This window comes from Amycolatopsis sp. NPDC102522 (assembly GCF_055584485.1).
The window spans coordinates 44130-69680 of sequence record NZ_JBVJLY010000008.1; the positions used below are offsets into that span (position 1 = coordinate 44130).

Annotated in this window: 26 protein-coding genes; 7 read left to right on the forward strand and 19 right to left on the reverse strand. The window is 69.9% G+C overall.

What is annotated here, in order from left to right:
• Window positions 1–35: 35 nt before the first annotated feature.
• Window positions 36–680: a lytic polysaccharide monooxygenase auxiliary activity family 9 protein gene (locus ACZ6YV_RS20260; RefSeq protein WP_465511064.1), complete on the reverse strand. Its 645-nt coding sequence runs from the start codon at window positions 678–680 to the stop codon at window positions 36–38.
• A 205-nt stretch (window positions 681–885) separates the two neighbouring features.
• Between ACZ6YV_RS20260 and ACZ6YV_RS20265 the strand changes: the two genes are divergently transcribed.
• Both ACZ6YV_RS20265 and ACZ6YV_RS20270 read left to right on the forward strand, forming a co-directional pair.
• Window positions 886–1458, forward strand: coding sequence for an RNA polymerase sigma factor (locus ACZ6YV_RS20265; RefSeq protein ID WP_465511065.1), 573 nt, complete (start codon window positions 886–888; stop codon window positions 1456–1458).
• On the forward strand, window positions 1451–2326 hold the full coding sequence (locus ACZ6YV_RS20270; RefSeq protein WP_465511066.1) for a CU044_5270 family protein: 876 nt from the start codon (window positions 1451–1453) through the stop codon (window positions 2324–2326). Before ACZ6YV_RS20265 ends, ACZ6YV_RS20270 begins: the two co-directional genes overlap by 8 nt.
• Before the next feature lie 78 nt (window positions 2327–2404).
• Here the strand turns inward: ACZ6YV_RS20270 and ACZ6YV_RS20275 are convergent, their stop codons facing one another.
• Entirely contained in the window at window positions 2405–2542 is a 138-nt protein-coding gene (locus ACZ6YV_RS20275; protein WP_465511067.1) for a hypothetical protein, read from the reverse strand.
• 57 nt (window positions 2543–2599) lie between these two features.
• Here ACZ6YV_RS20275 and ACZ6YV_RS20280 point away from each other — a divergent pair, with 57 nt between their 5' ends.
• A complete protein-coding gene (locus tag ACZ6YV_RS20280; protein WP_465511068.1) occupies window positions 2600–3184 on the forward strand; it encodes a dihydrofolate reductase family protein in 585 nt (194 codons plus the stop codon).
• Between the two features lie 207 nt (window positions 3185–3391).
• Here ACZ6YV_RS20280 and ACZ6YV_RS20285 read toward each other — a convergent pair whose 3' ends face one another.
• The 4 genes from ACZ6YV_RS20285 to ACZ6YV_RS20300 all read right to left on the reverse strand — a co-directional run bounded on the left by ACZ6YV_RS20285 (window position 3392) and on the right by ACZ6YV_RS20300 (window position 8162).
• Window positions 3392–3742 (reverse strand): hypothetical protein, encoded by a 351-nt coding sequence (locus ACZ6YV_RS20285; protein ID WP_465511069.1) that lies wholly within the window; start codon window positions 3740–3742, stop codon window positions 3392–3394.
• Between the two features lie 21 nt (window positions 3743–3763).
• Window positions 3764–6715 (reverse strand): AfsR/SARP family transcriptional regulator, encoded by a 2952-nt coding sequence (locus ACZ6YV_RS20290; protein ID WP_465511070.1) that lies wholly within the window; start codon window positions 6713–6715, stop codon window positions 3764–3766.
• A 61-nt stretch (window positions 6716–6776) separates the two neighbouring features.
• Window positions 6777–7793: a hypothetical protein gene (locus ACZ6YV_RS20295; protein ID WP_465511071.1), complete on the reverse strand. Its 1017-nt coding sequence runs from the start codon at window positions 7791–7793 to the stop codon at window positions 6777–6779.
• Window positions 7794–7796: 3 nt separating this feature from the next.
• On the reverse strand, window positions 7797–8162 hold the full coding sequence (locus ACZ6YV_RS20300) for a hypothetical protein (RefSeq protein ID WP_465511072.1): 366 nt from the start codon (window positions 8160–8162) through the stop codon (window positions 7797–7799).
• A gap of 532 nt (window positions 8163–8694) precedes the next feature.
• Between ACZ6YV_RS20300 and ACZ6YV_RS20305 the strand changes: the two genes are divergently transcribed.
• Complete coding sequence (locus tag ACZ6YV_RS20305; RefSeq protein ID WP_465511073.1) at window positions 8695–8898, forward strand: hypothetical protein; 204 nt, start codon at window positions 8695–8697, stop codon at window positions 8896–8898.
• A 29-nt stretch (window positions 8899–8927) separates the two neighbouring features.
• Window positions 8928–9287 (forward strand): hypothetical protein, encoded by a 360-nt coding sequence (locus tag ACZ6YV_RS20310; RefSeq protein ID WP_465511074.1) that lies wholly within the window; start codon window positions 8928–8930, stop codon window positions 9285–9287.
• Here ACZ6YV_RS20310 and ACZ6YV_RS20315 read toward each other — a convergent pair.
• The 7 genes from ACZ6YV_RS20315 to ACZ6YV_RS20345 form a co-directional block, all read right to left on the reverse strand.
• A complete protein-coding gene (locus ACZ6YV_RS20315) occupies window positions 9269–10672 on the reverse strand; it encodes an amidase (protein ID WP_465511075.1) in 1404 nt (467 codons plus the stop codon). The genes ACZ6YV_RS20310 and ACZ6YV_RS20315 overlap by 19 nt on opposite strands.
• Complete coding sequence (locus tag ACZ6YV_RS20320; protein WP_465511076.1) at window positions 10669–11463, reverse strand: MaoC/PaaZ C-terminal domain-containing protein; 795 nt, start codon at window positions 11461–11463, stop codon at window positions 10669–10671. Before ACZ6YV_RS20320 ends, ACZ6YV_RS20315 begins: the two co-directional genes overlap by 4 nt.
• Entirely contained in the window at window positions 11460–12623 is a 1164-nt protein-coding gene (locus tag ACZ6YV_RS20325) for a lipid-transfer protein (RefSeq protein WP_465511077.1), read from the reverse strand. Before ACZ6YV_RS20325 ends, ACZ6YV_RS20320 begins: the two co-directional genes overlap by 4 nt.
• On the reverse strand, window positions 12620–13006 hold the full coding sequence (locus ACZ6YV_RS20330) for a MaoC family dehydratase (RefSeq protein ID WP_465511078.1): 387 nt from the start codon (window positions 13004–13006) through the stop codon (window positions 12620–12622). Before ACZ6YV_RS20330 ends, ACZ6YV_RS20325 begins: the two co-directional genes overlap by 4 nt.
• Entirely contained in the window at window positions 13003–13956 is a 954-nt protein-coding gene (locus ACZ6YV_RS20335) for an acyl-CoA dehydrogenase family protein (protein WP_465511079.1), read from the reverse strand. The genes ACZ6YV_RS20330 and ACZ6YV_RS20335 overlap by 4 nt, the downstream gene beginning before the upstream one ends.
• A 67-nt stretch (window positions 13957–14023) precedes the next feature.
• Window positions 14024–15241, reverse strand: a complete 1218-nt coding sequence (locus ACZ6YV_RS20340; protein WP_465511080.1) for an NADH:flavin oxidoreductase — start codon at window positions 15239–15241, stop codon at window positions 14024–14026.
• 35 nt (window positions 15242–15276) lie between these two features.
• The gene (locus ACZ6YV_RS20345; protein WP_465511081.1) at window positions 15277–16056 is read right to left on the reverse strand and encodes an SDR family NAD(P)-dependent oxidoreductase; all 780 of its coding nucleotides are present in this window, start codon (window positions 16054–16056) and stop codon (window positions 15277–15279) included.
• Window positions 16057–16139: 83 nt separating this feature from the next.
• Between ACZ6YV_RS20345 and casG the strand changes: the two genes are divergently transcribed.
• The gene (gene casG / locus ACZ6YV_RS20350) at window positions 16140–17807 is read left to right on the forward strand and encodes a steroid-24-oyl-CoA synthetase (RefSeq protein WP_465511082.1); all 1668 of its coding nucleotides are present in this window, start codon (window positions 16140–16142) and stop codon (window positions 17805–17807) included.
• Between the two features lie 399 nt (window positions 17808–18206).
• Here the strand turns inward: casG and ACZ6YV_RS20355 are convergent, their stop codons facing one another.
• Genes ACZ6YV_RS20355 through ACZ6YV_RS20370 form a run of 4 tightly spaced genes read right to left on the reverse strand, consistent with a single transcriptional unit; the run spans window position 18207 to window position 22978 of the window.
• Entirely contained in the window at window positions 18207–18827 is a 621-nt protein-coding gene (locus tag ACZ6YV_RS20355; protein ID WP_465511083.1) for a PaaI family thioesterase, read from the reverse strand.
• Entirely contained in the window at window positions 18824–19681 is an 858-nt protein-coding gene (locus tag ACZ6YV_RS20360) for a MaoC/PaaZ C-terminal domain-containing protein (protein WP_465511084.1), read from the reverse strand. Before ACZ6YV_RS20360 ends, ACZ6YV_RS20355 begins: the two co-directional genes overlap by 4 nt.
• Window positions 19682–19683: 2 nt before the next feature.
• Entirely contained in the window at window positions 19684–21834 is a 2151-nt protein-coding gene (locus ACZ6YV_RS20365) for an acyl-CoA dehydrogenase (protein ID WP_465511085.1), read from the reverse strand.
• Window position 21835: 1 nt separating this feature from the next.
• Window positions 21836–22978, reverse strand: coding sequence for a steroid 3-ketoacyl-CoA thiolase (locus ACZ6YV_RS20370; protein ID WP_465511086.1), 1143 nt, complete (start codon window positions 22976–22978; stop codon window positions 21836–21838).
• Between the two features lie 143 nt (window positions 22979–23121).
• On the opposite strand from ACZ6YV_RS20370, the gene ACZ6YV_RS20375 reads away from it, so the two are divergent.
• Window positions 23122–24048, forward strand: a complete 927-nt coding sequence (locus ACZ6YV_RS20375) for a 3-oxoacyl-ACP reductase (protein WP_465511087.1) — start codon at window positions 23122–23124, stop codon at window positions 24046–24048.
• Here the strand turns inward: ACZ6YV_RS20375 and ACZ6YV_RS20380 are convergent, their stop codons facing one another.
• Both ACZ6YV_RS20380 and ACZ6YV_RS20385 read right to left on the reverse strand, forming a co-directional pair.
• Window positions 24049–24825 carry an SDR family oxidoreductase gene (locus ACZ6YV_RS20380; protein WP_465511088.1) on the reverse strand — a complete coding sequence of 259 codons (777 nt, stop codon included), beginning with the start codon at window positions 24823–24825 and terminating at the stop codon, window positions 24049–24051. It lies immediately after the preceding gene.
• A gap of 71 nt (window positions 24826–24896) precedes the next feature.
• The gene (locus ACZ6YV_RS20385) at window positions 24897–25499 is read right to left on the reverse strand and encodes a TetR/AcrR family transcriptional regulator (RefSeq protein WP_465511089.1); all 603 of its coding nucleotides are present in this window, start codon (window positions 25497–25499) and stop codon (window positions 24897–24899) included.
• Between the last annotated feature and the right edge of the window lie 52 nt (window positions 25500–25551).

Here is a 25551-nt window from a genome sequence, read left to right on the forward strand (position 1 = left end):
GGTCTTCGCCACCGCTGCCGGCCGGGCCGTGGAGATCAGTTGAAGATCACGTCCGAGCAGGAGTAGAAGGCCTCGCCGGAGTCAGGCCAGTGGCGTTGCCAGATCGAGTAGATCAGGTGCCTGCCGGTGCGCCCGCCGGGCAGGTTCGCCTTGAGCTGGTAGGCATTGCCGACGATCGGCGGGTTGTCCTGCTTGTAGAACGGGGTGGCTTCCAGGTCGGACCACTTGAGCGGTTTCGTCGGGTCGTAGCTCGGCTTGGTGACGTACAGCTCGAAGGTGCCCGGGTGCGCGGCGGTCAGCTGATACTTGAAGGTGTACTGGCCGCTGCCCGGCATCGTGGTCGCCGGCCAGTCGGCGCGGGCCAGGTCGAGCCCCTTGTACTTACCCCGGCCGGCACTGCACAGCTTGCCGTCCGGGATGATCTCGCGGCTGTGGCCGCTGGCGTCGCCGATGTTGACCTCGTCCCAGTCGTAGATCGGCCAGCTGTCGCCCACCGCGATGGCGGCCTTGCACGCGGCGGACTTCGGGTTCTCCGGACCCTCCTGGAAACATCGCATGATCCGGCTGACCGGGTTGCCCATCGAGCCGTGTGCGAGGGCGGGGACGGCGGTGAACACCGAGACCGTGCTGAGCACGGCGGTCAGTACCGCGACTTTGACGGCGGAGCGGGAAAACTTCATCGCAAGATTCCTCTCATGAGAGGTCTAGACCACACTCACGGTAAGTGTCCCGGCACACCGGCGTGTAGGTCCGAAAGTCGGGCACAGGCGATTTCCTCGCCGGGTCGGCACCTCACAGCCGGGTGGGAAGAAGAAACCGGCCGACGGCGAAGTGGTGGTGAAAGGTGACCGTCGACGAAAGGATCCACATGTCAGAGGGGGACATATGACAACGGGAACGGGCGAGCAGGTGACCGATGCCGAGCTGGCCGACCGGTTGCCGCAGGACCCGGAACTGTTCACGGAAGTACACGATCGCTACTTCGCGGTCATCTACCGGTATGTGGCCGGCCGGCTGGACGCGCAGACCGCGGAGGACATCGCCGCGGAGACGTTCCTCGTCGCGTTCGACCGGCGCGGCACGTTCGACGCCCGACGCGGTGAGGTGCGGGTCTGGCTGTTCGGCATCGCCACGAATCTGGTGGCCAGGCACCGCCGCAAGGAGGCTCGCCACTATCGGGCGCTGGCACGGGTGAACGTCGCACCAGCGGTCGAGGGGCACGAGAGCAGGGTGGTCGAGTCGGTGTCCGCCCGGCGGCTGCTTCCTCAACTCGCGAACGCGCTCTCGCGGCTGTCCGCCGGGGAACGGGACGTGCTGCTGCTCGTGGCGCTCGGCCAGCTCGGGTACGAGGAAGTGGCCACGGCACTCGGTATCTCCTCCGGCACGGTCGGTTCCCGGCTCAACCGTGCACGCAAGAAGCTCAACTTCATCCTCACCCCGGAGGCACTCGATGAATGACCTGCAGACGCTGCACGCCGCGCTGACCCCGGACGAGCCGTCCCAGGATGTGGTCGACCGCAGCCGACACCAGCTCCAGAACCGGATACACGGCGGCCGGGCCTCCCTGCGGCGGACCGGATGGCTGGTCACGGGGGCCGCGATTGCCACGGCGGCAGCGGCCGCCGTGGCAATCGCGGCCATGCCGGGCGCACCGGTCGACGGTCCGCCGGTGCGAACGGTCAGCGGGCAGGAGATCCTGCTCGCTGCCGCCACCGCCGCTGAGCGTTCCCCCGAGGGGGCCGGCACCTACTGGCACGTGAAGGTGGACGACGTCACTGCTCCGAAGGGGTACGAGTACTGGATCAAGCCGGACGGTCAGGCGTGGATGCGGGGAGCGAAGACGGGAGGCAAGGTCACGCCGATGAAGAAGGGTTCAGCCGCCCCGTTCTCGATGGCCGCCCTCGATCTGACCCTCGAGCAGTTGCGTGCCCTGCCGACGGACCCTGTCGCGTTGAAGGCCTGGATCGCCGAGGCCCTCAAGCGCAGCGACGCCAGGACCAGCGCGGGCCCGTTCACCGCGAGTGACCGGGAGAAAGCCGCCTTCCAGGCGTTGATCTCACTGGTCTCCACACTGCCGGCCAAGCCGGAGGTCCGGGCCACGGCCTTCCGCATGATCGCCGACTATCCGGGTGTCCAGAACCTCGGCACGGTGCCGGGTGGGCAAGGTCTGTTGCTGCCCGAGGGCGAGCGGCTCGTCGTCGATCCGGCGACCGGACGGGTGAACGGGACGTCGGTCTTCATCACCCTGGACGGGGCGGTGTACACGGTGTCCGACCCCGCCGGCGCCAAGATCAACGCCGAGTGGACCAACACCCTGCCCAAGTAGCGGATCGGTGGCCGGGAGCGTGTCCCGCTCCCGGCCATCACAGGGGCCCTCATCGGTCCATCCTCTTGAGGTCTGTGTTCAGCGGCGATCCTGAGGAATCCGGCGATCGAAGGTGAGCGGCTCCCCGAGCGCCAGGGTCCGGTACGGGGTCACATCACCGACCGGCCGGTAGACGACGTCCGCGCGGACGTTCACAGCGGCCGGCGAGGCGGGCACCGGAGCCACGGTCTCCCCGTCTGTACGGGTGATATCGACTCACGGCAGGCTGACGCCATGCGGAAACTGACCTTTGGCATGAACGTGACCCTGGACGGCTACATCGCCGCACCCGGCGACGACCTCGGCTGGAGCGGGGGTGAGGGACCGGACTCGTCGCCGAGCGACGAGCTGTTCCAGTGGTGGTCCGACCGGGTGGGGGCGACGGGCCTGGCGCTGTACGGGCGCAAGCTGTGGGAGGCGATGAGTTCCCACTGGCCGACCGCCGACCAGCAGCCCGGCGCCACACCGGCGGCGATCGAGTACGCCCGCCGCTGGCGGGACATGCCGAAGGCGGTGTTCTCCTCGACGATCAGCACGGTCGACTGGAACACCCGCCTGGTCACCGGCGACGCGGTCACCGAGATCACCCGGCTCAAGGCCGAGGACACCGGCCCGATGGACATCGGCGGCGCGACGCTCGCCGGGGCGGCCATGCGGGCCGGGCTGATCGACGAGTACGTGCTGGTCACCGTGCCGGTCTTGGTGGGCGGCGGCACTCCGTTCTTCACCGCGCTGGACAGCTGGGTGAACCTGATCCTGGTCGAGACCCGGACGTTTCCCGGCGGCGTGATGCTGACCCGATACGAGACGAGGCGATGAGGGAACCTTCCGTGCGTTTCGAGCGACGGCTACCGGCTTGTTCGCGAGCCGCACGTCCGTGCACGTCGACGTATCTTGGATCGCCAGGGTTTTCGTGGCCCGGCTTCCGGCACTGCCACGCCGGCGATCACAGCGGTCACCCAAGTGATCGCCTCGACTGTCGAGCCGTGTTGAAGGTCTAATCGGCCATCGTGCGTGACGGTGGCTTCAGACGATCACGGTCTCGATCAGTGCGAGAGCGTCCCTGCACAGCTGGGCCGCCTTCTCGTCCTGAAGTCCTTCGTACGCAGGGATGCTCTCGCGGGCATCATCGGCGGCGAACCGCCATTGAGCTCGGGTCAACCGGATGGCGATGATCTGATCCAGCGGCGGCCAGTTCCCCTCCACCCAAGGGACTTGGTCCCAGCCCGCCTCTCGGATGTCCCGCCCGATGCCTTCGACCTCCTCATCGCCGTCGGCGGCGGCCAGGGACACGACATTGTCGATCCCGGCATCGATGCCCGCCCAGATCCGGGCGGGCATTCGCAGCGTGATCGGCTCATCCGGCAGATACTCCATGGAAGACATCCTGCCGATAGTTCACAGCCGGATCGCCAGAAGGTGGCGGGATCGCTCCCAGGCGCCGTCGGCTTTCGCGGGTTCGCCCATCACCTGGTAGGAGTCGCCCAGCTCGCGGAAGAGTTCGGGCACCAGGCCCACGCTGGCAGGCCGGTCCCGGCGCACGGTCGCCACGAGCACCGCCAGCGCGCGCTCGAACTCGGCATGGGGGAAGACGAACCGGACCAGCGCGCCGACGGCCATCGAGCCGATCGGCTCGGGACTGCGGTCCTTCGCCAGCCGCAGGGCTTCATCGAGCAGGGACTGGGCGCGCACATCACCCTCGCGGGTGTAGCCGCACGCGAGATAGACGAGTGTCATGGCCTGGGTCGCCCGGTGGCCCAGAGCACGGAACAGTGCCAGTGCCCGTTCGAACGCGGCGACCGCGTCGCCGGTCTTGTCTTGGGTGCTCAGCACCGAACCTTCGAGCAGCCAGGCGAACGCCTCGCTCGGCTCGTCCCCGAGCCGCCGGGCCAGTTCCCTGGCGCGGCGCAGGCACGGCGCGACCTCGTCGAGCCGTCCGGCGTCGCGGTGGATGAGCGCCATCAGGATCGACGCACTCACGGTGCTCACCCACGCTTCGCCGCGCGCGGCCTTGTCCGCGGCTCGCAGGCACTCCATAGCTTCGTCCGATCGTTCGGCGAGCCTGAGCGCGGCGCCGCGCAGCCGTAGCGCGTCCGCCTGGCCCCGGCGATCGCCGAGCCCGGCGAACAGCCGTTGCGCCGCGGCCGCGTGCTCGTGCGCCGCCCCGTGGTCCACCGGAAGGACATGCAGGGCGAGCCCTCGCAGCATGACCGCTTCGCCCAGTCTGTCGCCCGCCGCGACGCTCGCCCGCAGTCCGGGCCGGTTCGTCTCGGCCCATTCGTCCCGCAGGTTCCGGATCGCGAGGTAGCCGACGGAAACCTGGGCGGCTTCCCACGCGGGTGCCGGGCAGGCCGCATCGGCGGCGTCCTGCACCAGCATGAGCAGGGAGGTGCGTTCGGCGTCGAACCACGCGATCGGATCGGCGAGCAGCTCCCGGGTACAGCTTGCGGTCAGCGCGGGCCGTGGCACGGTGCCGCCGATCAGGTCCAGCACGTGGTGAGGGAGGCGCCGGTTCGCGTCGTCCGCCAGTGCGAGCCAGCAGCCGACCGCCCGGCGCAGGGACTCGGCGCGGACCACTTCGTCGTCCTCCGCGAACGCGCATTCCCTGGCGAACAACCTGGTGAGGTCGTGGAACCGATACCGCGCCCGCCCCGTAGCGTCCACATGGGACACTTCGACCAGGTGGACGTCGACAAGTGCTTCGAGCAGTTCCTCGGCCTCCGCCGCGGACACACCGAGTATCGCGGCGCCCGCCCATGAAGCGAAGTCAGACACTCCGAGCAGCGCGAAGGTCCGGAACGCGTGACGCAGCCGCGGGGCCAGCCCCTGGTAGCTCAGCCGCAGGCTCGCCCGCACGGCCAGGTCACCCGCCACGAGCTCGTCCAGGCGACGTCGCTCATCGGAGAGCCGGCGGACGAGCTGCGAAACACCCAAGCGCGGCCGGGCGACGAGTTTGGCGGCCGCCACCCGGACGGCCAGTGGCAGGTGGCCGCACAGGCCTGCCAGCTCCGCGGCCGCTTCCGGCTCGTCGCCGATTCTGCCTGCCCCGGCCACCTTGGCGAGCAGTCCGACCGCCTGCGCGAGAGTGAGCACGTCCAACCGGAGGTGGCGGGCGCTCTCCAGGCCCAGCAAGGAGTTCCTGCTGGTCACCAGCACGGCCACCGAGCGCGTGCCCGGCAGCAGGGGACGGACTTGCGCCTCGCTCGCCGCGTCGTCCAGCAGCATCACGAGACGGCGGCTCGCGAGCAGACTGCGGAACAGCGCCGAGCGTTCCTCCAGCCGGTCCGGCAGATGCCCGCTCGGCACGCCGAGCGCGGAGAGCAGCCCGACCAGTGCCCTGGCCGGCTCCAGCGGGTCGGGCCGGGCGCCGCCGAGGTTGACATAGAGCTGACCGTCCGGGAAACCGGGCGCCAGTTCGTGCGCCACCTGGAGCGCCAGCGCGGTCTTGCCCACCCCACCCTGTCCGGCCAGTGCGGAGATCGACCCGGCGCGCGCGTGAGCGAGGAGCCGGGTGACCTCCGCGTCCCGTCCGGTGAACTCCGCGACGGCCAGTGGCAGCTGCGCGGGTTTCACCACGTGCGGGGTGACGCGGACGTCCTCGACGGCCGACTGGTCCAGTGCCGGGTCGGCGCACAGGATGTCCTGGTGCAGTTTCCGTAGTTCGCGGGAAGGTTCGAGCCCACTGTGCCGTCCCAGGTCCGCCCGCAGGCGACGGTAGGCCGACAGGGCGTCATCGGGGCGGCCGTCGCGGTAGAGCGCGAGCATCAGTTGCGCGGCGAGCCGTTGCTGATGGGGATGCTGCCGGGCCAGCGCGGTCAACTCGGGCAGCGCCTTGGCATGCCCGCCCAGGCGCAGGGTCACCTCGGCGTGGTCGAGCCGGGCGGCGAGCCATTCCTGTTCGAGCGACGGCACGAGCCGGTGGCGGATCAGATCCGAGTCGACGTCGGCCAGCGGGCCGCCCCGCCACAGCCGCAGCGCGTCGGCGAGGATCGCCTCCGCCCGGACGTCCTGGTCCGCGCCTAGCGTGCCCGCCCTCGTCACCGCGCTCCGGAACCGGTACAGGTCGACCGCGCCGGGGTCGATGTCGAGCTGATAGCCCTGGCCGCGCCGGGTGATGGCCGCCTCGCCCGCGAGCACCCGGCGGAGCTTCGAGACCGTGACCTGGATCGAGTTGGCCTGTACGCGCGGCGGTCGCTCGCCCCACAGCGCTTCGGCGACCCTGTCGGTCGGCACGACTCGGCCCGCATCGAGGGCGAGCAGGCCGAGCACGCACCGCAGCCGTGCCGCGCCGAGCGGGATCTGACGGCCGTCCTTGGTGACTTCCACCGGGCCCAGCACACCGAGTTCCATATCGGTGTCGACTGTGCCGGACGCCGGTTAGTTCCTTTTGCCAGGAAACACTTTGCAGTCGCTACCCGGCCAGGCCGGACAGCCGCCGGGAGACCGCGCTGCCCGGGTCCATGGGCGCGATGCCGTCGGCGACACCGCGGGAGGGCTGGGCTTCCTGGAACTTCCGGATCAACGCGTCGGGCATTTCGTCGGTCCGGAAGGTCGCCGGGTCGAAGTTCCCGCCCGGGAGCAGGTTCAGCGGCGGAGGTACCTCGTCTCCCATGGCCATTTCGGTGAGCTGCCGCAGTTTGGCCGCGACCTCCTCGTTGGCGTGTTCCAGGTTGAGGCGCATCTTGGTGACCTTCTCCATCAGCGACACGGAAATCTCAAGCGGCGAGCCGCCGGCCAGTTGCGCCGGATCGGCGGCCATTTCCGCGAATCCCACGCTCAGCAGGCCTCCCGCGGCACCCGTTGCCCCGCTGGCGCCGATGGCGGTGAAGGTGATCCCCGAGAGCCCCGTGGCGGCCAGGCCGAGCAATCCCGTGGCGGCTCCGCCCAGCCCTGCCGCCAGGATTTTCAGCATCACATTCGATCTCGCCTGCTTGGAGGCCGCGAACTGTTTGACCGACTCCTCGAAAGCTTCGGCCAGCTTCTTCAGGTCCTCCTTCGCCGTGGCCGCGATGTCGTGTGCGGCCACCGCAGCGGCTTCGAGCCTGCTGAGATTGCTGACCCTGATCCCGATCGCGTTCTTGGCGTTGGCGATGGACGACTTGGCGGCGGAGGCGCCCGTGCCGGACCAGTTCCGCAGCTTGTCGATCGCCAGGCCGTACTCGACGGCGTAGTCGTTGCCGAGCCGGTACCACGTGCGATGCAGGCCGTCGACGAGGTCTTCGAGCTGTCTGAGGTCGGTGTCCGACACGTCGCGGAACAGCGACGTCACTGCTTCCCGGGCGTCGGGATCGACGTGCTGGAACGGCTGCATGGTCATGTGGTCCAGGAGCTTGAGCTGCTCGACGATCGTCTCGAGTGCGTCATGGAGGTCCGGGCTGATCTCGTCGGGGTTGAACGGCGGATCAAGCAGGTCGTCGAGGAAGCTCATCGTTCAGCCCCGCCACTGGTCGGCGGCGCTGTACATCCCGACAACCTGGTCCAGCGCCTCGGAAAGTTCGATCGTGTGCTCTCCCAGCGCCCTGAGCTGATCTTCCAGCAACATGCGATACCCGTCGTAGGCACGGGCGATGTTCGCGAAACCGAGCTCGCGGCCGAAGGCGTTGTCCGGTGCTTCGAGCTTGGGAGTGGTGTAGTGCCCCTTCCCATCCGATCTGGGAATGACGCTCCCCGGCGGTGGAATGTCCGGTATGTCGGCCATCCCGGCGCCGGAGCAGGCGCTCATGACGATGTCGCCCGCCTTCGTCAGTCCCCTGGCCGCCACCTGCAGTTCGGCCAGCTCCACTTCCAGATCAGGCATGGTGCCCGTCCCCCTTTGATCGGTCGGTTGTCCAGGAGGTTAGGAAGGAGTCCTTACCTGTCACTGATCTCCAGCTGACCGGCCGCTGCGGAGCCACGGAGGTCAGCGCCTGTACGGCACTCCGCTACATACACTGGAAAGCGGTGCGCGCCATCCAGGGCGACCCCACCGACGGCGGACCGGCCCAGTCGCGGTCGGCGATCGACTGACCCCGGAAACTCCACAATGGACAGGACGGCGTCCTGTCGATCACTCTGGCCGCATCACGGCCCTGTTTCGTTCGGTGGCGTCAAGCTCGATTTCAATCTGCCAACGGGTTGCGTGACACGGCGGTGCGCCCGCCTACGGTTCGCTTCGGCTTGTTCGGTGCGCTTCGGCGTGAAAGGGAATACCCTCGGAGAGCTTCCGGCGTGCAGCTTCGGTGGCCGTCCGCTCCCGTGACCGGGTTGTCGCCATGCCCCTGCGTGCCGGAACTTCGTCACGTTCGTCCGTCACCTGGTCGGCGGCCGCGCCGGCGAACGGAGGGACCCGCATGAGCGTCTTGCCTTTCGACAGCACGGCCTGCTCGAAGATGCGGCTCGTCGGACGCCCCGAGGGCACCCGAGCCCGGGTCTCGCGGGAAGAGATGGAGCCGCTCCGCAAGGCCGCCACCGCTCCCTGCCGACGGCCCCTCGAAGTCCGGCGCTTCTACCGCGAGCGGTACAACACCCTGCCCAGCCGTACTCAGCGCGGCTGAACGGAAGGCCGGATCCCATGCAGCCCGAGGTGTTCGACAGCGAAAACGTCGGCCAGATCGAGGACTTCGTCAACAAGATCTACTCCAGGATGCGGATCGGGGCCGTCGGATCGCATACCCGCGCCCGCCTCACCCGTCGCGTCTTCGCGCCGGAGATCGGCTTCGACGACCTGGACTACAGCTTCGACATCGGCTACTTGGCCGAGCCGCCGGACCTGCTGGTCATTTGCGACGTCGTCTCCGACACCATTCGCGCGGACAACGATCGCACCGAAGACACCTTCGGCCCCGGGGACCAGTTCCTGATCAGCAGTCCCGGACTGCCCTGCGCGGGCGAGGCGCACGCGTCCCGACTGCGGTTCACCCCGTCTCACGGCGAGGCGGGGTGAACCGTCCTCTGCCACGGCGCGGCCTCCTCGATCTGTGCGGCCAGCCCGAGCAACAGCGGCTCCGCGCCGAGGTCACCGGCGAACTGCACCCCGAGCGGCAGTCCGTCCGAAGTGGACCCGAACGGCACGGACATCGCGGGCATCCCGGTGAGGTTGAAGACCGAGGTGTAGGCCGCGTAGACCGACGCGTGCCGGTAGATGGTCTCGGGGCGGGACGTGTCCAGCTCGCCGAGGCGCGGTGTCGGCCGGGCCAGTGTCGGGGTCAACACCAGGTCGACCTCGTCGAACGCCCGTCCGACCTCCCAGCCGATCCCCTGCGCGCGCCGCAGCGTGCGATTCAGGTCGGCGGCGGAGAGAGTGCGGTAATGCTCGTAGAGCACTCGCGTGAGCGGTTCGAGGTCGTCGTCACGCAAGTCGCGAGCCAGCTCCGCCAGGCGGTCTTCGACGGTGACGACGAGATCGGCTCCCATCACGTCGCCTGCCACGCGGGCGACCTCGGCGAGGTCGTAGCCCGCCGCGACCGGAACCACCGTATGGCCGAGCGTCTCGCACAACGCGGCGGCGCGTTCGGTGGCCGCGACACACGAGGGCTCCGGGGTGAGCCCGGGAAGTCCCGTGACGAGCCCGATCCTGAGGTTGCGGCGGGATCTCACCCCGTCGAGGAAGCTCGAATCCGGTGAGGGGACGGAAAACGCCTCCCCAGCGAGCGGACCTGCGGCGATGTCGAGAAGCAGGGCGCTGTCGCGGACCGTGGTGGTCAGCGCGTGGTGGACCGAGACCAGGTTGGCGAACGACGCGGGAGACGGCGCGGGCGAGACGCGGCCGCGGCTGGGCTTGAGGCCGAAGAGCCCGCACATCGCGGCCGGGATCCGGATGGACCCGCCGCCGTCGCTGCCGTGCGCCACCGGGACCAGTCCGGCGGCGACGGCGGCCGCCGATCCGCCGCTCGATCCCCCCGCCGAATGCGTGCCGCGCCAGGGATTGCGGGTCGGACCGAAGAGCGCGGGCTCGGTACTCGCGTTCTTGCCGAGCTCGGCGGTGTTGGTCATACCCAGGACGACCAGCCCGGCGCGGCGATAGCGGGCGACCAATTCGCTGTCGCGATCGCCGATCCGCTCGGCGAACAAACGGCTCCCACCGGTCGACGGCAGTCCGGCGACGGTGGCACCCAGATCCTTGATCAGGACGGGCACGCCGTGCAGCGGTCCGGCGGGCAGACCTCGATCGACTTCGGCGAGCGCCTGCTCGAACCGTGAGCTCACGACCGCGTTCACTACCGGGTTGAGCTTCTCGATCCGTTCGATCGCCTCCTCGACGACCTCCCGGACACTGACGGCGCCGCTTCGGATCGCCTCGGCGGTGCCGATCGCGTCGAGTTCGCTCACTGGAACCTCACCTCTCCTCCCGTCAGGACCGGCCGGCCCCCAATCGATGCCTCGAATCCCGTCGCCATCTCGCCGGAGTGGACCGCGACCTCGACCGTGTCGCCCGGGAACACCGGCCCGGCGAACCGGCAGGCGAGCCCCTGCAGGTCGGCGGGGTGGGCGCCCGTCTCGGCCGCGATCGGGAACAGCACAGCGGCCAAGGTGCAGAGTCCGTGCAGGAACGGCCGGGGCCGGCCGGCCGCCCGCGCGGCCACCGGGTCGACGTGCATGTGGTGACGATCGCCCAGCAGACGGTAGAGCGCGGCTTGGTTCTCACCGGTCGGGACCTGCGTGGTGAAGCGAGCAGGCGTTGCCGCGCGCGGTGGTGCGGACGGACCGCGGTCGCCGCCGAATCCCCCGGCCCCCGGAGCGAAGATCGACCAGGTCGCCACGAAACAGTGACTTTCGACCTCGACCTCGAAGACCGCCGCGGAACCCTTGTCCCAGACGTCACGCACGCGCGCCTTCATGACGAGCTCTCCCGAACGCGGCAGTGGCCGCAGGACCTCCAGGCGTTGCGCGCCGTGCACCGCCGTGCCGGTGTCGAACGCACCGGCCGACCCGAGCGCGTCCGGCGCCCACTGCGCGAGCGTGAGCGCGAAGGTCGGCAGAACCCGTAGCCGTTCTTCGAACACGAGGTCCAGCTGAGCCGCCTTCGCTCCGACGGCGAGGGCGTACAGGATCGCGTCCCGCTCGTCGTAGGCGACGGTCCGTTCCCCCAGCGGGCGGCCTATCCACTCACCCGCGTTCATGTGGCGGCACCGAGGACGAGACCGCTGGTCGGCACTCCGGTTCCGGCGGTGACCAGGACGTTCCTGGCGGACGCCGGTTGGTTGACCGAAGTGCCGCGCACCAGCCGGACCGCTTCGGCGATGCCGTTCATGCCGTGCAGATAGGCCTCGCCCAGCTGCCCGCCGTGGGTGTTGAGCGGCAGCCGACCGCCGGGGTCCAGATGTCCGTCGGCCAGGAAATGCCGGGCCTCCCCGCGCCCGCAGAAGCCGAATTCCTCCAGCTGTGGCAGGACGAACGGGGTGAAGTGGTCGTAGAGCACGAGCGCCTCCATGTCGGCGGGGCCGAGCCCGCTCTGCGCCCACAGGCGGTCCGCGACCAGGCCCAGTTCGGGGATTCCGGAGATCGAGGGGCGGTAGTACGACGTCATCATGTGCTGATCCCGTCCCGCGCCCTGCGCCGCGCCGAGGACGTACGCAGGTGGATGCGGAAGGTCACGGGCTCGTTCGGCGGACACGACCACGAGCGCCTGCCCGCCGTCGGTCTCCTGGCAGCAGTCGAGCAGGTGCAGTGGCTCGGCGATCCACCGCGACTCCTGGTGTTCGGCGAGGGTGATCGGCTTGCCGTGGAACCAGGCCTTCGGGTTGGTGGCGGCGTGCGCCCGGTCGATCACCGCGACGCGGCCGAAATCCTCGGAGGTGGCGCCGTATTCGTGCATGTACCGCCGGGCGGACATGGCCACCCACTGAGCCGGGGTGGACAGCCCGAACGGGGTCATCCAGGAGTACGCGGCGCGGTCCGCGCTCACGTCCAGCGGCCTGTCGGCCTGCCCCAGCCCATAGCGTTCCCCGGAGCGTTCGTTGAAGGCACGCCAGCACACCACGACGTCGGCGAGTCCCGCGGTGATCGCCGCGACGGCGTGCGCGACCGTGCCGCAGGCGGCGCCACCGCCGTGCGGCACCCGGGAGAAGAAGGACAGATCCCCGATGCCGACGTTGCGCGCGACGTGGATCTCCGCGCTGGACTCGGCGGTGAAGGTGACCATGCCGTCCACTTCGGACGGATGGAGCCCGGCGTCCTCGATCGCCGCCGAGACCGCCTCGCACGCCAGGCGCAGCTCACTCCGCCCGGACGCCTTCGAGAACTCGGTCGCGCCGATTCCCGCGATCGCGGTCCGCTTCATCGCCCGACCTCGACTTCCACCGTTCCGCTGACGTGCGTGCCCCGCCCGTTCTCGCCGCGGACCTCCACTTGGAGGCTGCCCTCGTCGACCGAGGTCACCGTTCCCCTGAGCACCATCGTGTCGCCCGGGTGGTTGGGGGCACCGAGGCGGATCTTGACCCGCTTGACCACCGCGGACGGCCCGGCCCATGCCGTCACGAAGCGATCGACGAGCCCGTTGGTGGTCAGGATGTTCATGAACACGTCCGGTGAACCACGCTCGATCGCGAGCGCCGGATCGTGGTGCACGTCCTGATAGTCGCGCGAGGCGATCGCGGACGCCACGATCATCGTGCGGGTCACCGGGATCTCCAGCGGTGGCAACCGATCGCCCACGGCCGTCATCCGTTCGCCTCCCCTGCCGCCAGGACGTCTCCGAGGTGGGACAGCACCGCCGCGGGGCCGCCCAACGTGCCGGCGAGCTGACGCCCCCAGAGGAAGTACCGGTGCACCGGATAGTCGACGTCGACCCCGATGCCCCCGTGGACGTGCTGCACCCGGTAGACGACGTCGAGCCCGCCTTGGGCCCGCCACCAGGAGGCGACCTGGACCGCTCGCTCGGCTTCGCCGTCGTCGGTGTCGACGGCTTGGATCGCCTGCCACAGCGTCACGCGCATCGCGTCGAGGTCGATCAAGCAGTCGGCCAGCTGGTGCTGCAGGGACTGGAAAGTCGCCAAGGGGCGGCCGAATTGCTCCCGTGCCGAGGTGTAGGACGCGGCCAGGCGCAGCGCGCCGTCGGCGACGCCGAGCTGGACAGCGGCGATCGCGACCGCCGCGGCACGCAGTACGCCGTCGAACGCGACAGGACTCAGCGGGCGGGCCACGGTCTCGGACAGCGAGAGGTCACCGGCCCGCTCGTGCGCGGTGGTCTCGGACTCCCGCCACGAGACGCCTTCGGTCGGCACCAGGAACAGCGCGGGCCCGTCGGGACCCGTCGCGGAAAGGACGACGTACGCCGCGCCCGCCGGTGACGGGACCGCGGCTTTGGTGCCGGTCAGCCGCCAGACGCCGTCGGCACAGGTGGCCACGCAGCCGGGTTCCCAGGGCGAGCGGCCGTATTCTTCGAGGGCCACGGTGAGCCGCACCTTGCCCTCGGCCGCTTCCCGGACCAGCTGAGACCCGGGATCTGCGTAGCGCGCGACCGCCCAGGAGGCAACACCGTGCGACCAGAGAGGTACGGGGGCGACGTTCCGGCCCTGTTCCTCCAGCAGCACGGCCAGTCCGGCCAGCCCGAGGTCGGCACCACCGTCCTCTTCGGACAGTGCGAGGCCGAGAAGGTCTCGTCCCAGGTCCACTCGCGATCACGGGTGCGCAGTCCGGGCCGGCAGTCTCCGGCGCGGGCCAGCAGAAGATCGGCGATCGTCACGAGGCATACCCGGCAGGGGTACCCCACTCGGCACTGCGAGGCGCCGTCCGCTCGACCAGGACGCACCGGGTGCCGACGAAGTTCGTCGGCATGCACTTGTTGCAGTGGATGCACAACGAAGGGGTGGCCGAGTCCTTCATGATCCGGTTGGGCAGGTCGGGCTCGCGCAGGAGCGCGCGGGCCATCGCGACGAACTCGAAGCCTTCGGCCATGGCCCGGTCCATCATCGGCCGGTCGGTGATCCCGCCCAGCAGCACCATCGGCAGGTCGACCGCCGCCCGGATCTGCCGCGCGTCCTCCAGCAGATAACCGTCGCGATACGGGTAGCTCTTCAGTTTCGTCTTCCCGAACAACTGGACACCGAGCTTGACCGGCTGCGGCATCACGGCCGCGAACTCCCGCATCGGCACGTCGCCCTTGAACAGGTACATCGGGTTCAGCAGGGAACTCCCGGCGGTCATTTCGAGGGCGTCGATACCGCCGTCGGCTTCGAGCCACTGCGCGACCGGGATCGCTTCGTCGAGCCAGAAGCCACCGGGAACACCGTCGTCCATGTTGAGCTTGGCGATGATCGCGACCTGGTCCCCGACGGCGTCGCGCACCGACCGGCAGATCTCCCTGGCCAGCCGTGCCCGGTTTCCGAGGCTGCCGCCGTAGGAATCGGTGCGGTGGTTCACCTTGGGGCTGAGGAACGAGCTCGCGAGGTAGTTGTGTCCGAGGTGGACCTCGATCGCGTCGAATCCGGCCTCGACCACGAGCTTGGCGGCCTCACCGAAGTCACGGACCACCGCGGCCAGCTCCTCGACCGTCGCCTCGCGAGCCCAGCTCATGGACGTCGCGTGGAAATGACGGCTGGGCGCCAGAGCGGGCCGCTTGTTGAGCTTCGGGCTCGCCACCGGGCCGCCGTGCACGAGTTGGGCCGCGATCGCGGCGCCCTCCGCGTGTACTTCTTCGGCCAGCTTGCTCAGCCCGGGCACGGCTTTCGGCCGCCACACGATCTGGTGCGGTGACGTGCAGCCGCCGTCGGACACGATGCTCGCACCGATCGTCGTCATGGCCGCGCCGCCCGCGGCCACCCGGACGTGGAAGTCCACGAGATCGCGGGTCACCAGCCCGCGATGGCTCAGCCCTTCGTACGTCGCGGCCTTGAGCACGCGGTTGCGCAGCTCCAGGGGACCGAGCCGGGCGGGGGCGAATACCTCGGGCGGAGTCATTTCCGGCCTTTCTTGTTCCTGTTTCGCGTTCCGGGTCATCCGAAGAACGCCTGTCCGCCCTCGAGCGGGAGCGTCGCGCCGGTCAGGTACCGCAGATCCGGCCCGACCAGGGCCGCGACCGCGCGGCCGATGTCCCGTTCCGGGTCGCCGATCCGGCGCATCGGGATGGTCGCGACGAACGCTTCGGCCTCTTCCGGGTTCTGTTTCGTCCACCGTTCGAGTCCCGGGGAGAGCGCGTGCGGGGCGATGGAGTTCGCCCGGATCCCGTCGGGCGCCCATTCGACCGCCGCCGTCCGGGTGAGCGACCGCAGCGCTTGTTTCGCCGCCGCGTACCCGCCGTACGTCGTGGGGTCCCAGCGCACCATCGCCGACGTCACGAGGTTGACGATGTCGCCGCCGCCCCTTGCCTTGAAATGCGGGTGCACCGCTTTCATGAAGGTGAACGCGGCGAACGGCGCGGTTTCGAAACCCAGCCGGAAGTCCTTTTCGGACAAAGACAGCAAGGGTCCGTACGCGCCGGAGTAGGCGTTGTTGACCAGGATGTCGACCCCGCCGAACTCGGTCACGACGTCTTCCACGACACCGGGGATCGCGGCCGTGTCCGCCACATCACAGGTGAACGGGCTCGCGACCGCACCCCGAGCGCGGATCTCGGCGCAGGCGTCCGCCAGGCGGGCCGGGGTCCGTCCCAGTGCGGCGACGGTGGCCCCGTCCGAGGCGAGCGCGAGTGCGATCCCGAGTCCGACTCCCTGGCCGGCGCCGGTGACTATCGCGACCTTGCCGGTCAACGGCCGGTACTCGTCGGTTTCGGACATGACGACGACTTTCGCGTGCGCCGTGCGGATCGGGCCGGGCCGATCCCGCTGACCGGAATCGGCGCACAGGTCGCCGATGCAGAATGACACTGTTCGCCATCGGCAACGTCGTCGAGGAGGAGCGGATGCAGACTGAGCGCGACCCGCGCGCCGCGGTGGAAACCCTCACAGGCCCCGGTGGCCCCTTCGAACTCGTGGAGGAGACGGTGCTGGGCAGGCCCCTGCCCGTCTTCGGCACCCGCGCTCACGCCCTGCACGAACTGCTCGCGGACAGCCTCGTCCACAAGCGACGCGACTACCTCGTCACGGCGGACCGGCGGATGACCTACGGCGAGCACGCGTCCCAGGTCGCCTCACTCGCCAAAGCGCTTCGAGACCAGTACGGGGTGCGGGCCGGCGACCGGGTCGCAATCGCCGGCCCGAACAGCCCGGAGTGGATCGTCGCGTTCTGGGCCACGGTCGCGATCGGAGCGGTATCGGTGGGCTTCAACGCCTGGTGGTCCGCTCGCGAACTCGAATACGGCCTGGCGCACGCGTCACCCGTCCTGGTGATCGCCGACGCCAAACGCGCGGCGCTGATGCCGCCGGACACCCCGGTCCTGTCGATCGAAAGCGACATACCCCGGCTCGCGACGTCCCATCCGGACAGTCCCTTGCCCACCAGCGAGGTGGAGGAGGACGCGCCGGCGGTCATCCTGTACACCTCAGGCACGTCGGGCAGGCCCAAGGGCGCGACGCATTCTCACCGCAACCTGCTGGCCGTGGTGCAGTACCACCGGTTCAACGACGCGCTCATGGCCGCGTGCGGCGACCCCTCGGATCCTCGCGACCGGGCGTATCTCCTGACACTGCCGCTGTTCCACATCGCCAGCCTGCACAACCTGGCCATCCCCCGGCTGGCCACCGGCAGCAAGGTGGTCATGCATCAGGGCGCCTTCGACGTCGACAGGGTGATGAGCCTGGTCGAGCGGGAACGCGTGACACACTGGGGCGCTGTCCCGACCATGGCCCGGCGGCTCCTCGACCACGACGGTCTCGAGTCCTACGACACATCGTCGCTCACCAGCTTTTCGCTCGCGTCCGCACCGTCGTCACCGCAGTTCAAGGCGCGGCTCCGGGATCGGCTCCCGTTCGCCTCGGCGCTGGTGGACAGCTACGGCCTGACGGAGTCGTGCACGGCCGTCTCGGCGGCGAGTCCGCTCGATCTGGAGGCGGACCCCGGCACCCTCGGCAGGCCGATCATCGGTGTCCAGCTGGAGATCCGCGACGCGCACGGCGATCCCGTGCCGGACGGCGTCGAGGGTGAAGTCTGCGTGCGCAGCATGTACACCATGCTCGGCTATTGGGAGGACGAGGAAGCGACCGCGGCCGCGATCCGGGAAGATCGGTGGCTGCACACCGGCGACATCGGGACCTTCGAGAACGGCCGGCTGCGGCTGTCCGCGCGGCGTTCCGACCTCATCATCCGCGGCGGCGAGAACGTCTATCCCGCCGAGATCGAGACCGTGCTCGCCGAGCATCCGGGAGTCGCCGAGGTGCTGGTGACCGGTCTCCCGCATCCGGATCTGGGGCAGCAGGTCGCGGCCATCGTGGTGGCTCGCGAGGGCACGACGCCTTTAGAGGACGAATTGCGGGCGTATGTGGCTGAGCGGCTCGCGTACTTCAAAGTCCCCGCGCGGTGGCGGATCACGTCCGAACCGTTGCCCCGCAACGCGACCGGGAAGGTCATGCGAGCCCGGGTCGAGTTCTGAGCCGAGTTCTGAGCAGGCCGGTCTGCGGGGCGAGGGAGACCGGGCCGCTGTCTTCGGGTTGGTCGTGAGTGGCGATTCGTGTTCTCTTGAGAAGAAGGTCAAAGGTGTCGTGTTCGGGCGAGATGGGCGATCATGCGTGATCAGGCGGCGATCACGACCAACCCCGACCCACTCGGTGCCGTCACCTGCCCTCGCCCAAGTACGTGAAGGACCCCTTCATTGCGCTAGACGCAATGAAGGGGTCCTTCACGTACTTGGGCGAGGCGTGAAGGTCGAGTTTCCTCGGCTGAGCCGAGGCAAGGAGGCCTTCACGGACCGAACCTGCGATCAATCCGACCCCAGAATCCAGCAGCAGTCTGCCGACGTCAGCCTGCGCAACGCAGCCCGGCCCGCCGAGGCTCAGCGAGGTCGCGCGAGGTGCTTGTTCACGAAGATCCCTTCAGCCGAGACACAGACCTGCCCACCCGCGCTGATGGTGCCGCGCGTGTGGATCTTCCGCCCCTCCACCGATTCCTGGCGTCCGGTCACGGTCAGCTCTTCGAACAGCGGAGTCGTCCGGTGGTACCGCAAGGTGAGGGTCCCGGTCATGCCCGATTCCCCCGCCCAGTGGTTGGCGACACCGAGGGTGTGGTCGAGCAGCAGGGCCGAGATCCCGCCGTGGACGCAGCCCGGCGGCCCCTGATAGGGCATCCCGAGCGTCACCCGGCCCTCGATTCCGCCGTCGGCGAGGCCGACCAGGTGCAAGGGCGGCGCCAGGGCGTTCTCGGGCCCGGTCACCGGGTCGTGCCGGGTCACTCCCTCGCCCGCCCACATGTCCACCAGCCTGTCGGCCACCGCGGGAGCGTGCTCTTCGAGGTGATCGGCCACTTCGTTCAGCTTGCCGGCGATCTCGGTCATCTCGGCCGGGGTGCCGTCTCCCGCGTGCAGCAGGGCGGCGATCACCCGGCGGGCGGCGGCGACAGCGGCATCGACGCCGCCGTTGCCGGGCGAGGCGGTCAGTTCGGGTTGGGTGGCGGTCACCAGGTCACCTCCGCGGTCGCGTGGTCGAGGACCGGCGCGTCGTCACGTTCCGGGCAGGTCGCCGACAGCGACAACCGCGAACCGTCACGCCACACCGCGATCCGCATCGTCTCCCCCGGGTGCAGTACGCCCGCGAAGCGGACCGCGAGCCCACGCAACCGGGCGGAGTCGCCGTCGAGCAGCCTGTCGACCACTGTTCCCGCAAGGATCCCGTACGAGGCGAGCCCGTGCAGAATCGGTCGTTCCAGGCCTGCCGCTTCGGCGAAGGCAGGGTCCGCGTGGATGGGGTTCAGATCCCCGTTGAGCCGGTAGAGCAGCGCTTGCCCCGGGTCGGTGCGAGCGTCGACGACCAGATCGGGCTCGCGGGACGGCGCCCCGGCCGGGGAAGCGGGCCCTGCCTGTCCCCCGAAGCCACCTTCACCCCGTAACCAGATGCGCATCCGCGATGTCCACAGTGGACTCCCCTCCGGGGTCGACGCGGTGGACTCGTATTCGACGACCGCCGCCTTGCCCTTGTCGAAGACGTCCACGATCCGGCTGGCCAGCAGCGCGGACCCGCTCGGCGGCAGGGGTGCGTGCACGGTCATCGCCTGCCCCGCGTGCAGGACACGGCGCAGGTCGACGTCGACACCGGGCAGGTCGAGCGACGCGGGCGGCTGCGTCCCGGCGGAAATCCCTTGGCCCGCCACCATCGCGAACGTCGGCAACACCTGGAGATCGCGCTCGTAGGTGTAGGTCAGATCGTCCGGGCGGACGCCGACCGAAAGGTGGTACAGCAACACGTCGCGCCGGGTCCAGGAGAGCGTGCGGACGGACGGCTCGGCCGCCAGCGCCTTTTCCACGTCGATCGGCATGGTCACGCCTTCCCGTGCTCGTCGCGAGGGAGCCCGAGGATCCGCTCTCCGATGATGTTCAGCTGGATGTCCGTCGTGCCACCGGCGATCGACAGGCAGCGGCTGTTGAGGAACCACCAGGTGACGTCCCGGATCCGCGGCTCGGTGGTGAGCGACGCGACCCCCTGCCACTCCATCGCGGTCTCCCACAGCGCCTGGATCTGCTCGGTCGCGAGCAGTTTGGCGATACTGGACTCGGCGCCGGGCTGGGCACCGGCGAGCGAGCGCAGCGTCGTCCGCAACCCGAGCAGCGCCACGCACTGCGCGTCCACCAACAGTTTCCCGAGGGTCGCTTCCCTGGCCGGATCCGGTGAAGTACCGGCCAGCGCGATCAGTTCCTCACCCGGGTCGCCGAACGCGGAGCCCTTGGTCATGGCGACACGCTCGTTGGCCAGCGTGGTCCTGGCGAGCTTCCAGCCTTCGCCCGGCTGCCCGACCAGCCCGCTGTCCGGGATGAAGACCTGATCGAGGAAGACCTCGTTGAACAACGCCTCCCCGGTCAGCTCCCGCAGCGGCCGGATCTCGATCCCGGGACTGCGCATGTCCAGTACGAAATAGGAAAGACCGCGGTGCCGGGGCGCGTCGGGATCGGTCCTGGCGAGCAGGATGCCCAGCCCGGCCTCGTGCGCGCCCGAAGTCCAGACCTTCTGCCCGGTGATCCGCCAGCCACCGTCGACCTTCTCCGCGCGGGTGCTCAGCCCGGCCAGATCGGAACCGGCGCCGGGCTCGCTGAAGAGCTGGCACCACACGACGTCTCCGCGCAGCGACGGCGGGATCCAGGACCGTTGCTGTTCCTGGCTGCCGTGTGCGACCAGGGTCGGCACCACCCAGTCGCCGATCACCATGTCGTGCGGCTCCAGCCCCGCCGCTTCGAGTTCGCCGGCGATCACCAGCTGGGCGATCGCTTCGGCCCCCTTGCCCCAGGGTTCGGGCAGATGCGCCGCGGTGTAGCCGCGCTCGGCGAGGTAGGTGATCCGCTCCTTGTCCACCAGGGCCTTCGCCGGGGCGAGTTCGGCCCGGACCCGCTCACGGGTTTCGGTGGCGGAGTCGGGCAGGCTGATCTCGAGCCCCCGGCGCACCCCGGCGCGCGAGAGCGCCCCCACCCGGCGATGCCAGCGCTGCGCGGGCCCCAGCACGATCCGGTTCGTCTGCGCGCGGCGCAGGAAGAAACCGGCGAGATGCTCCCAGGTGAAGCCGATCCCCCCGAGCGTGTTGATCAGGTCCTTGACCGTGCTGAACCCGGCGTCGACCGAGGTGGCCGCGGCGATCGCGGCGGCCAGCGAGCGTTCGTCCGGATCCGTCGTCGCGTCCCATGCGCGTGCCGCGTCCCAGGCGCAGGCCCGCGCGTGCTCGGCCCGCGCCAGCATGCGCGCGACCCGGTGCTTCACGGCCTGGAACTGGCCGATCGGCCTGCCGAACTGGACCCTCGTCCTGGCGTACTCCGCGGCCGTCCAGGTGGCGTAGTCGGCGATGCCCGCCGCCTCCGCCGCGAACAGGGTCGCCGCCAGATCGAGCGGCAGCTGTGCGTCGCAGTCGAGCAGGTCGCCCGGCACGTGGTCCAGGGTGACGCGGGCGAGGCGCCGGGTCGGGTCGTGGCCGGGCGGTTCGGTGATCTGGGCGGCAGGCCCTGCCACGACGGCCCACCGGGTCTTGCCCTGATGGGTCACCGGGACCACGAGGACGTCCGCCAGGACCCCGCCCAGCACCGTCGTTTCACCGGTCACCACCGACCCGTCGGACGTCAGCTCCTCGTCGAGGGCCACCGCGCCGACGACCGAGCCGTCCGCCAGGCCGGCCAGATACTCGGTGTGGCCCGCGCGTTCCAGCACCGCCGACGCGAGCGTGGTGGGCAGCCACGGTCCCGGCACCAGTCCGCGGGCCAGCTCTTCCACCACGACGGCGAGTTCGAGCATGCCGTAGCCGGAGCCGCCGTGGTCTTCCGCGAGATGCAGCCCGAGAAGGCCGAGGTCGGCGAACACCGGCCAGCAGCCGGGAAGCTGGTCCTTCGCGGCGTCGATCGCCTGTCGGACGGCGGTTTCGCCACTGTGGCGGGACACCAGCCCGCGCACCGTGTCGCGCAGGTCGAGGTGTTCTTGGTCGAGTCCGAGGCTCATCTCAGATCCGCTCGATGATCGTCGCGGTCGCCTGCGCGCCGCCGGCGCACATCGTGACGAGCGCCGTGCCGCGGTCCGTGCGTTCGAGCTCGTGCAGTGCCTGCGTGAGCAGCCGTGCGCCGGTCGATCCGACCGCGTGCCCGAGGGCGATCGCGCCGCCGTTGACGTTGACCTTGTCCAGGTCGGCCTCGTGCACCCGGGCCCAGCTCAGCACGATCGACGCGAACGCCTCGTTGACCTCCACCAGATCGAGGTCGCCGAGCTTCATCCCGGTGCGGTCGAGCACCTGCCGGGTCGCGTCGATCGGGCCGTCGAGGTGGTAGTAAGGCTCCGCGCCGACCATGCCGGAGGCGAGGATCCGAGCGCGCGGGCGGAGTCCTTCGGCCTCGGCGGCGGCCCGGCTCATCAGCAGCACCCCGGCCGCTCCGTCGCTGATCTGCGACGAGTTCCCGGCGGTGTGCACGCCGTCGGTCAGCACGGGACGCAACGCGGCCAGTTTCTCTTCGGACGTCTCCCGCAGTCCGCCGTCCTGCCGCACTACGTGCCCCTCGGGCACCTCGACAGGGACGATCTGCGCGTCGAACCGTCCTTCAGCCCATGCTTGCGCGGCACGCTGCTGTGACCTCAGGCCGAACGCGTCCGCGTCCGCCCGTGTGATCCCCCGGCGCGCGGCGATCCGCTCGGCCGCCGCGAACTGGTCCGGCAGGTCGATCGACCAGCTGTCCGGCAAGGGTGACCCGCCGCCCGCCAGGGCCGCGCCGAGCGGCACCCGGCTCATCGCCTCCACGCCGCAGGCGATGCCGGCGTCGATGCTCCCGGCGGCGATCAGGCCCGCGACCAGATGCACCGCCTGCTGTGCCGACCCGCAGGCGCAATCGATCGTGGTGCACGCCGTCGCGTACGGCAGGCCGGCGTGCAGCCAAGCATTGCGCGTCACGTTGTTCGACTGCTCGCCCGCCTGGGTCACGCAGCCGCCGACGACCTGGTCGATCCGGGCCGGATCGAGGCCGGACCTGGACAGGAGGCCGCGTTGGAGGGTGCCGAGCAGTTCCGCCGGATGCAGGACGGAAAGAGCGCCGTTGCGCTTGCCCACGGGTGTCCGGGCGGCATCGACGATCACGGCTTCGGTGGTGCGAGTGGTCATGCTCCCGACCCTGACCGATCACCGCTACGGAGCGTGGAACCGATCCCACTCACCGGTCGACGCCCGCTGACCGGGACGAGCAGGACGCTCCCGCCGTCCCGCGCCTTAGCGTGCGGCCACCCGTATCCGAAGGAGTCCACAGCATGAGCAGTACTGACCTGTCCGGCCGCACCGCGATCGTCACCGGGGCAGGCGGAGGATTGGGCCGCGCGGAGGCACTCGCGCTTGCCGCCGCCGGCGCGAACGTCGTGGTCAACGACATGGGCGAGGCCGCGGAGACGGTCGCCACGGAGATCCGCGCGCTGGGCCGCGACGCCGTCGCCGTGCAGGGCGATGTCGGTGACTGGTCCTTGGGCGACACCCTGGTCGCCGCCGCCGTCGGCACCTTCGGCTCGCTCGACATCGTGGTCAACAACGCCGGCGTGCTGCGCGACATGATGCTCTTCAACCTCACCGAGCAGGCGTGGGACGACGTCATCCGCGTACACCTGAAGGGCCACGCGTCGGTGTCCCGCGCCGCCGCCGTGCACTGGCGGGCGGCGGCCAAGTCCTCCGGTGAACCGGTCTACGGCCGGTTGATCAACACCTCGTCCGAGGCGTTCCTCTTCGGCGCCGCGGGCCAGCCCAACTACTCCGCCGCGAAGGCGGGCATCACGGCGCTCACGCTGTCGGCCGCGCAAGGCCTGAGCCGGTACGGCGTGACCGCCAACGTCCTCTGCCCCCGCGCCCGCACGGACATGACGGCGCACGTGTTCGCCGCCGATCCCGACGGCGCCCGGGAACTGGACATCCTCGCGCCCGAACGGGTCGGCACCTTCGTGTCCTGGCTCGCCTCGCCCGCCTCGAAGGAGGTCAACGGGCAGGTGTTCGTGGTGTACGGCGACATGGTCGCGCTCATGGCCGCGCCCACCGTCGAGCGGAAGTTCACGGCCGCCTCCGGCACGTTCAGCACCGAAGAGCTGGCAAGTGAACTCACCCCGCACTTCGAAGGCCGCAAGCCGTGGCAGGGCTACGCCGCGTACTCGGTGGCCGAGCTGGACACCACGGGGGTGTCCAACCTGGCCACCTGATCAGAAGACCTCCGGCCCGCGCACCGTCACTTCGGCCCCGCCGTCCACGTAGACGACCTGGCCGGTGACGTGCGTGTTCGCCGGCGAGATCAGGAAGCCGAACACCTCCGCGAGGTCCTCGGGCGCGGCATGGCCGTTCAGCGGCATCGGTACCGCCGTGGCCATCGCCTCGCGCATCCTCGCGTCCTCGAACAGCGGCGCGCTCATCGGTGTCAGTACGACTCCGGGCGCCACCACGTTCAGCGGGATTCCGGCGTCGGCGTAGCCGGGCGCGATCGCCAGCCGCCGGGCCCACTGCGCCAGGGCCGACTTCGTCGACGGATAGATCCGGTGCCCGCTACCGGTCTCGAGCAGCGGAGCGCAGCGCCCGACAGCCGTGTCCTCGTCACCGGACAGAAGCGCCGCGACGAGTTCTGGGTCGACAGGCTGAGTACCGGAGATCGATCCGGTGACCGCGATCCGCGGTGCGTCCGACTTGGCGAGCAGAGGCTGGAGAGCCGTCACCAGCTCGGTGGTCCCGAAGAAGTTGACCCGCACCATGGTTTCGCCGGGCGTCGCGACACCGGCGCAGGCCACCAGGGCGTCGAGTGTTCCCCCGCACTGCTCGGTGATCCACTCGGCCGCTTCGGTCCGGCCTTCCGCGGTGGACAGATCGGCCTCGATCTCGGTGCCGCGCAGATCGACGCCGAGGACACGGTCGCCCTGGTCTCGCAGCAGCCGGGCGGTGGCCTGACCGATGCCCGAGGCGGCTCCGGTGACAACGATGGTGCGGGACATGGGACCTCCGGATTCAGAATGTGCGAGCGACGGTAGGGGCCGCCGTGAATCCGGAACCGCGATGATCCCGCTCAGTGGGCTTCGTGCGCCAACAACAGCTCGCACAGCCGACGCACGTCGGCCTCCGCCTCCGAAAGCGACCAGCGGCCGTTGAGCGTGCCGATGAGCACGCCGTACCAGCCCTGCTCGACCAGCCGCATGATCCGCAGCTGATCGTCGGTCGGATCGGCGATCCCGGCGGTGCGCAACAGCAGGTCCTGAAACACGTCGTCGATCCGGGTCGAGCCGGTCATCGTATCGGCGTGCGCGGCGTTGTTGGACTGCATCATCGCGAGCGCCAGACGAGGTCGTTCGCACAGCCGCTGCCCGGCTTCGAGCAGGAGCGCGGCGACGGCCTCGGCGGGGGTCCCGTTCTCGGGCCGCTTGGACGTCTCGGCCAGCCGCTCCACCTGGGCGCGCATCACTCCGAGGAACAGATGGGTCTTCGACGGGAAGTACCGGTAGAGCGTCGCGATCGCGACGCCGGATTCCTTGGCCACGTCGTGCATCTGCATCCGCTCGAGCCCGTGCTCGGCGCCGAGCCGCCCGGCGGCCTGCAGGATCCGGCGGTAGCGCTCCTTCTGCTCCGCAGAGCTCGGCCGGGCCGGCGCCCTGACCTCCGCGATTCGTGGCACCTGTCCCCCTTGGTCGATTCGTCGTCCAGTGTCCGCGCGGCGGGCCGTACCC

Excerpts from the sequence above, each read along its gene's own strand:
- ACZ6YV_RS20260 (WP_465511064.1), bottom strand. The coding sequence starts at position 680 with ATGAAGTTTTCCCGCTCCGCCGTCAAAGTCGCGGTACTGACCGCCGTG.
- ACZ6YV_RS20265 (WP_465511065.1), top strand. The coding sequence starts at position 886 with ATGACAACGGGAACGGGCGAGCAGGTGACCGATGCCGAGCTGGCCGAC.
- ACZ6YV_RS20270 (WP_465511066.1), top strand. The coding sequence starts at position 1,451 with ATGAATGACCTGCAGACGCTGCACGCCGCGCTGACCCCGGACGAGCCG.
- ACZ6YV_RS20280 (WP_465511068.1), top strand. The coding sequence starts at position 2,600 with ATGCGGAAACTGACCTTTGGCATGAACGTGACCCTGGACGGCTACATC.
- ACZ6YV_RS20285 (WP_465511069.1), bottom strand. The coding sequence starts at position 3,742 with ATGGAGTATCTGCCGGATGAGCCGATCACGCTGCGAATGCCCGCCCGG.
- ACZ6YV_RS20290 (WP_465511070.1), bottom strand. The coding sequence starts at position 6,715 with ATGGAACTCGGTGTGCTGGGCCCGGTGGAAGTCACCAAGGACGGCCGT.
- ACZ6YV_RS20295 (WP_465511071.1), bottom strand. The coding sequence starts at position 7,793 with ATGAGCTTCCTCGACGACCTGCTTGATCCGCCGTTCAACCCCGACGAG.
- ACZ6YV_RS20300 (WP_465511072.1), bottom strand. The coding sequence starts at position 8,162 with ATGCCTGATCTGGAAGTGGAGCTGGCCGAACTGCAGGTGGCGGCCAGG.
- ACZ6YV_RS20305 (WP_465511073.1), top strand. The coding sequence starts at position 8,695 with ATGAGCGTCTTGCCTTTCGACAGCACGGCCTGCTCGAAGATGCGGCTC.
- ACZ6YV_RS20320 (WP_465511076.1), bottom strand. The coding sequence starts at position 11,463 with ATGAACGCGGGTGAGTGGATAGGCCGCCCGCTGGGGGAACGGACCGTC.
- ACZ6YV_RS20325 (WP_465511077.1), bottom strand. The coding sequence starts at position 12,623 with ATGAAGCGGACCGCGATCGCGGGAATCGGCGCGACCGAGTTCTCGAAG.
- ACZ6YV_RS20330 (WP_465511078.1), bottom strand. The coding sequence starts at position 13,006 with ATGACGGCCGTGGGCGATCGGTTGCCACCGCTGGAGATCCCGGTGACC.
- ACZ6YV_RS20340 (WP_465511080.1), bottom strand. The coding sequence starts at position 15,241 with ATGACTCCGCCCGAGGTATTCGCCCCCGCCCGGCTCGGTCCCCTGGAG.
- ACZ6YV_RS20345 (WP_465511081.1), bottom strand. The coding sequence starts at position 16,056 with ATGTCCGAAACCGACGAGTACCGGCCGTTGACCGGCAAGGTCGCGATA.
- casG (WP_465511082.1), top strand. The coding sequence starts at position 16,140 with ATGACACTGTTCGCCATCGGCAACGTCGTCGAGGAGGAGCGGATGCAG.
- ACZ6YV_RS20360 (WP_465511084.1), bottom strand. The coding sequence starts at position 19,681 with ATGCCGATCGACGTGGAAAAGGCGCTGGCGGCCGAGCCGTCCGTCCGC.
- ACZ6YV_RS20365 (WP_465511085.1), bottom strand. The coding sequence starts at position 21,834 with ATGAGCCTCGGACTCGACCAAGAACACCTCGACCTGCGCGACACGGTG.
- ACZ6YV_RS20370 (WP_465511086.1), bottom strand. The coding sequence starts at position 22,978 with ATGACCACTCGCACCACCGAAGCCGTGATCGTCGATGCCGCCCGGACA.
- ACZ6YV_RS20375 (WP_465511087.1), top strand. The coding sequence starts at position 23,122 with ATGAGCAGTACTGACCTGTCCGGCCGCACCGCGATCGTCACCGGGGCA.
- ACZ6YV_RS20380 (WP_465511088.1), bottom strand. The coding sequence starts at position 24,825 with ATGTCCCGCACCATCGTTGTCACCGGAGCCGCCTCGGGCATCGGTCAG.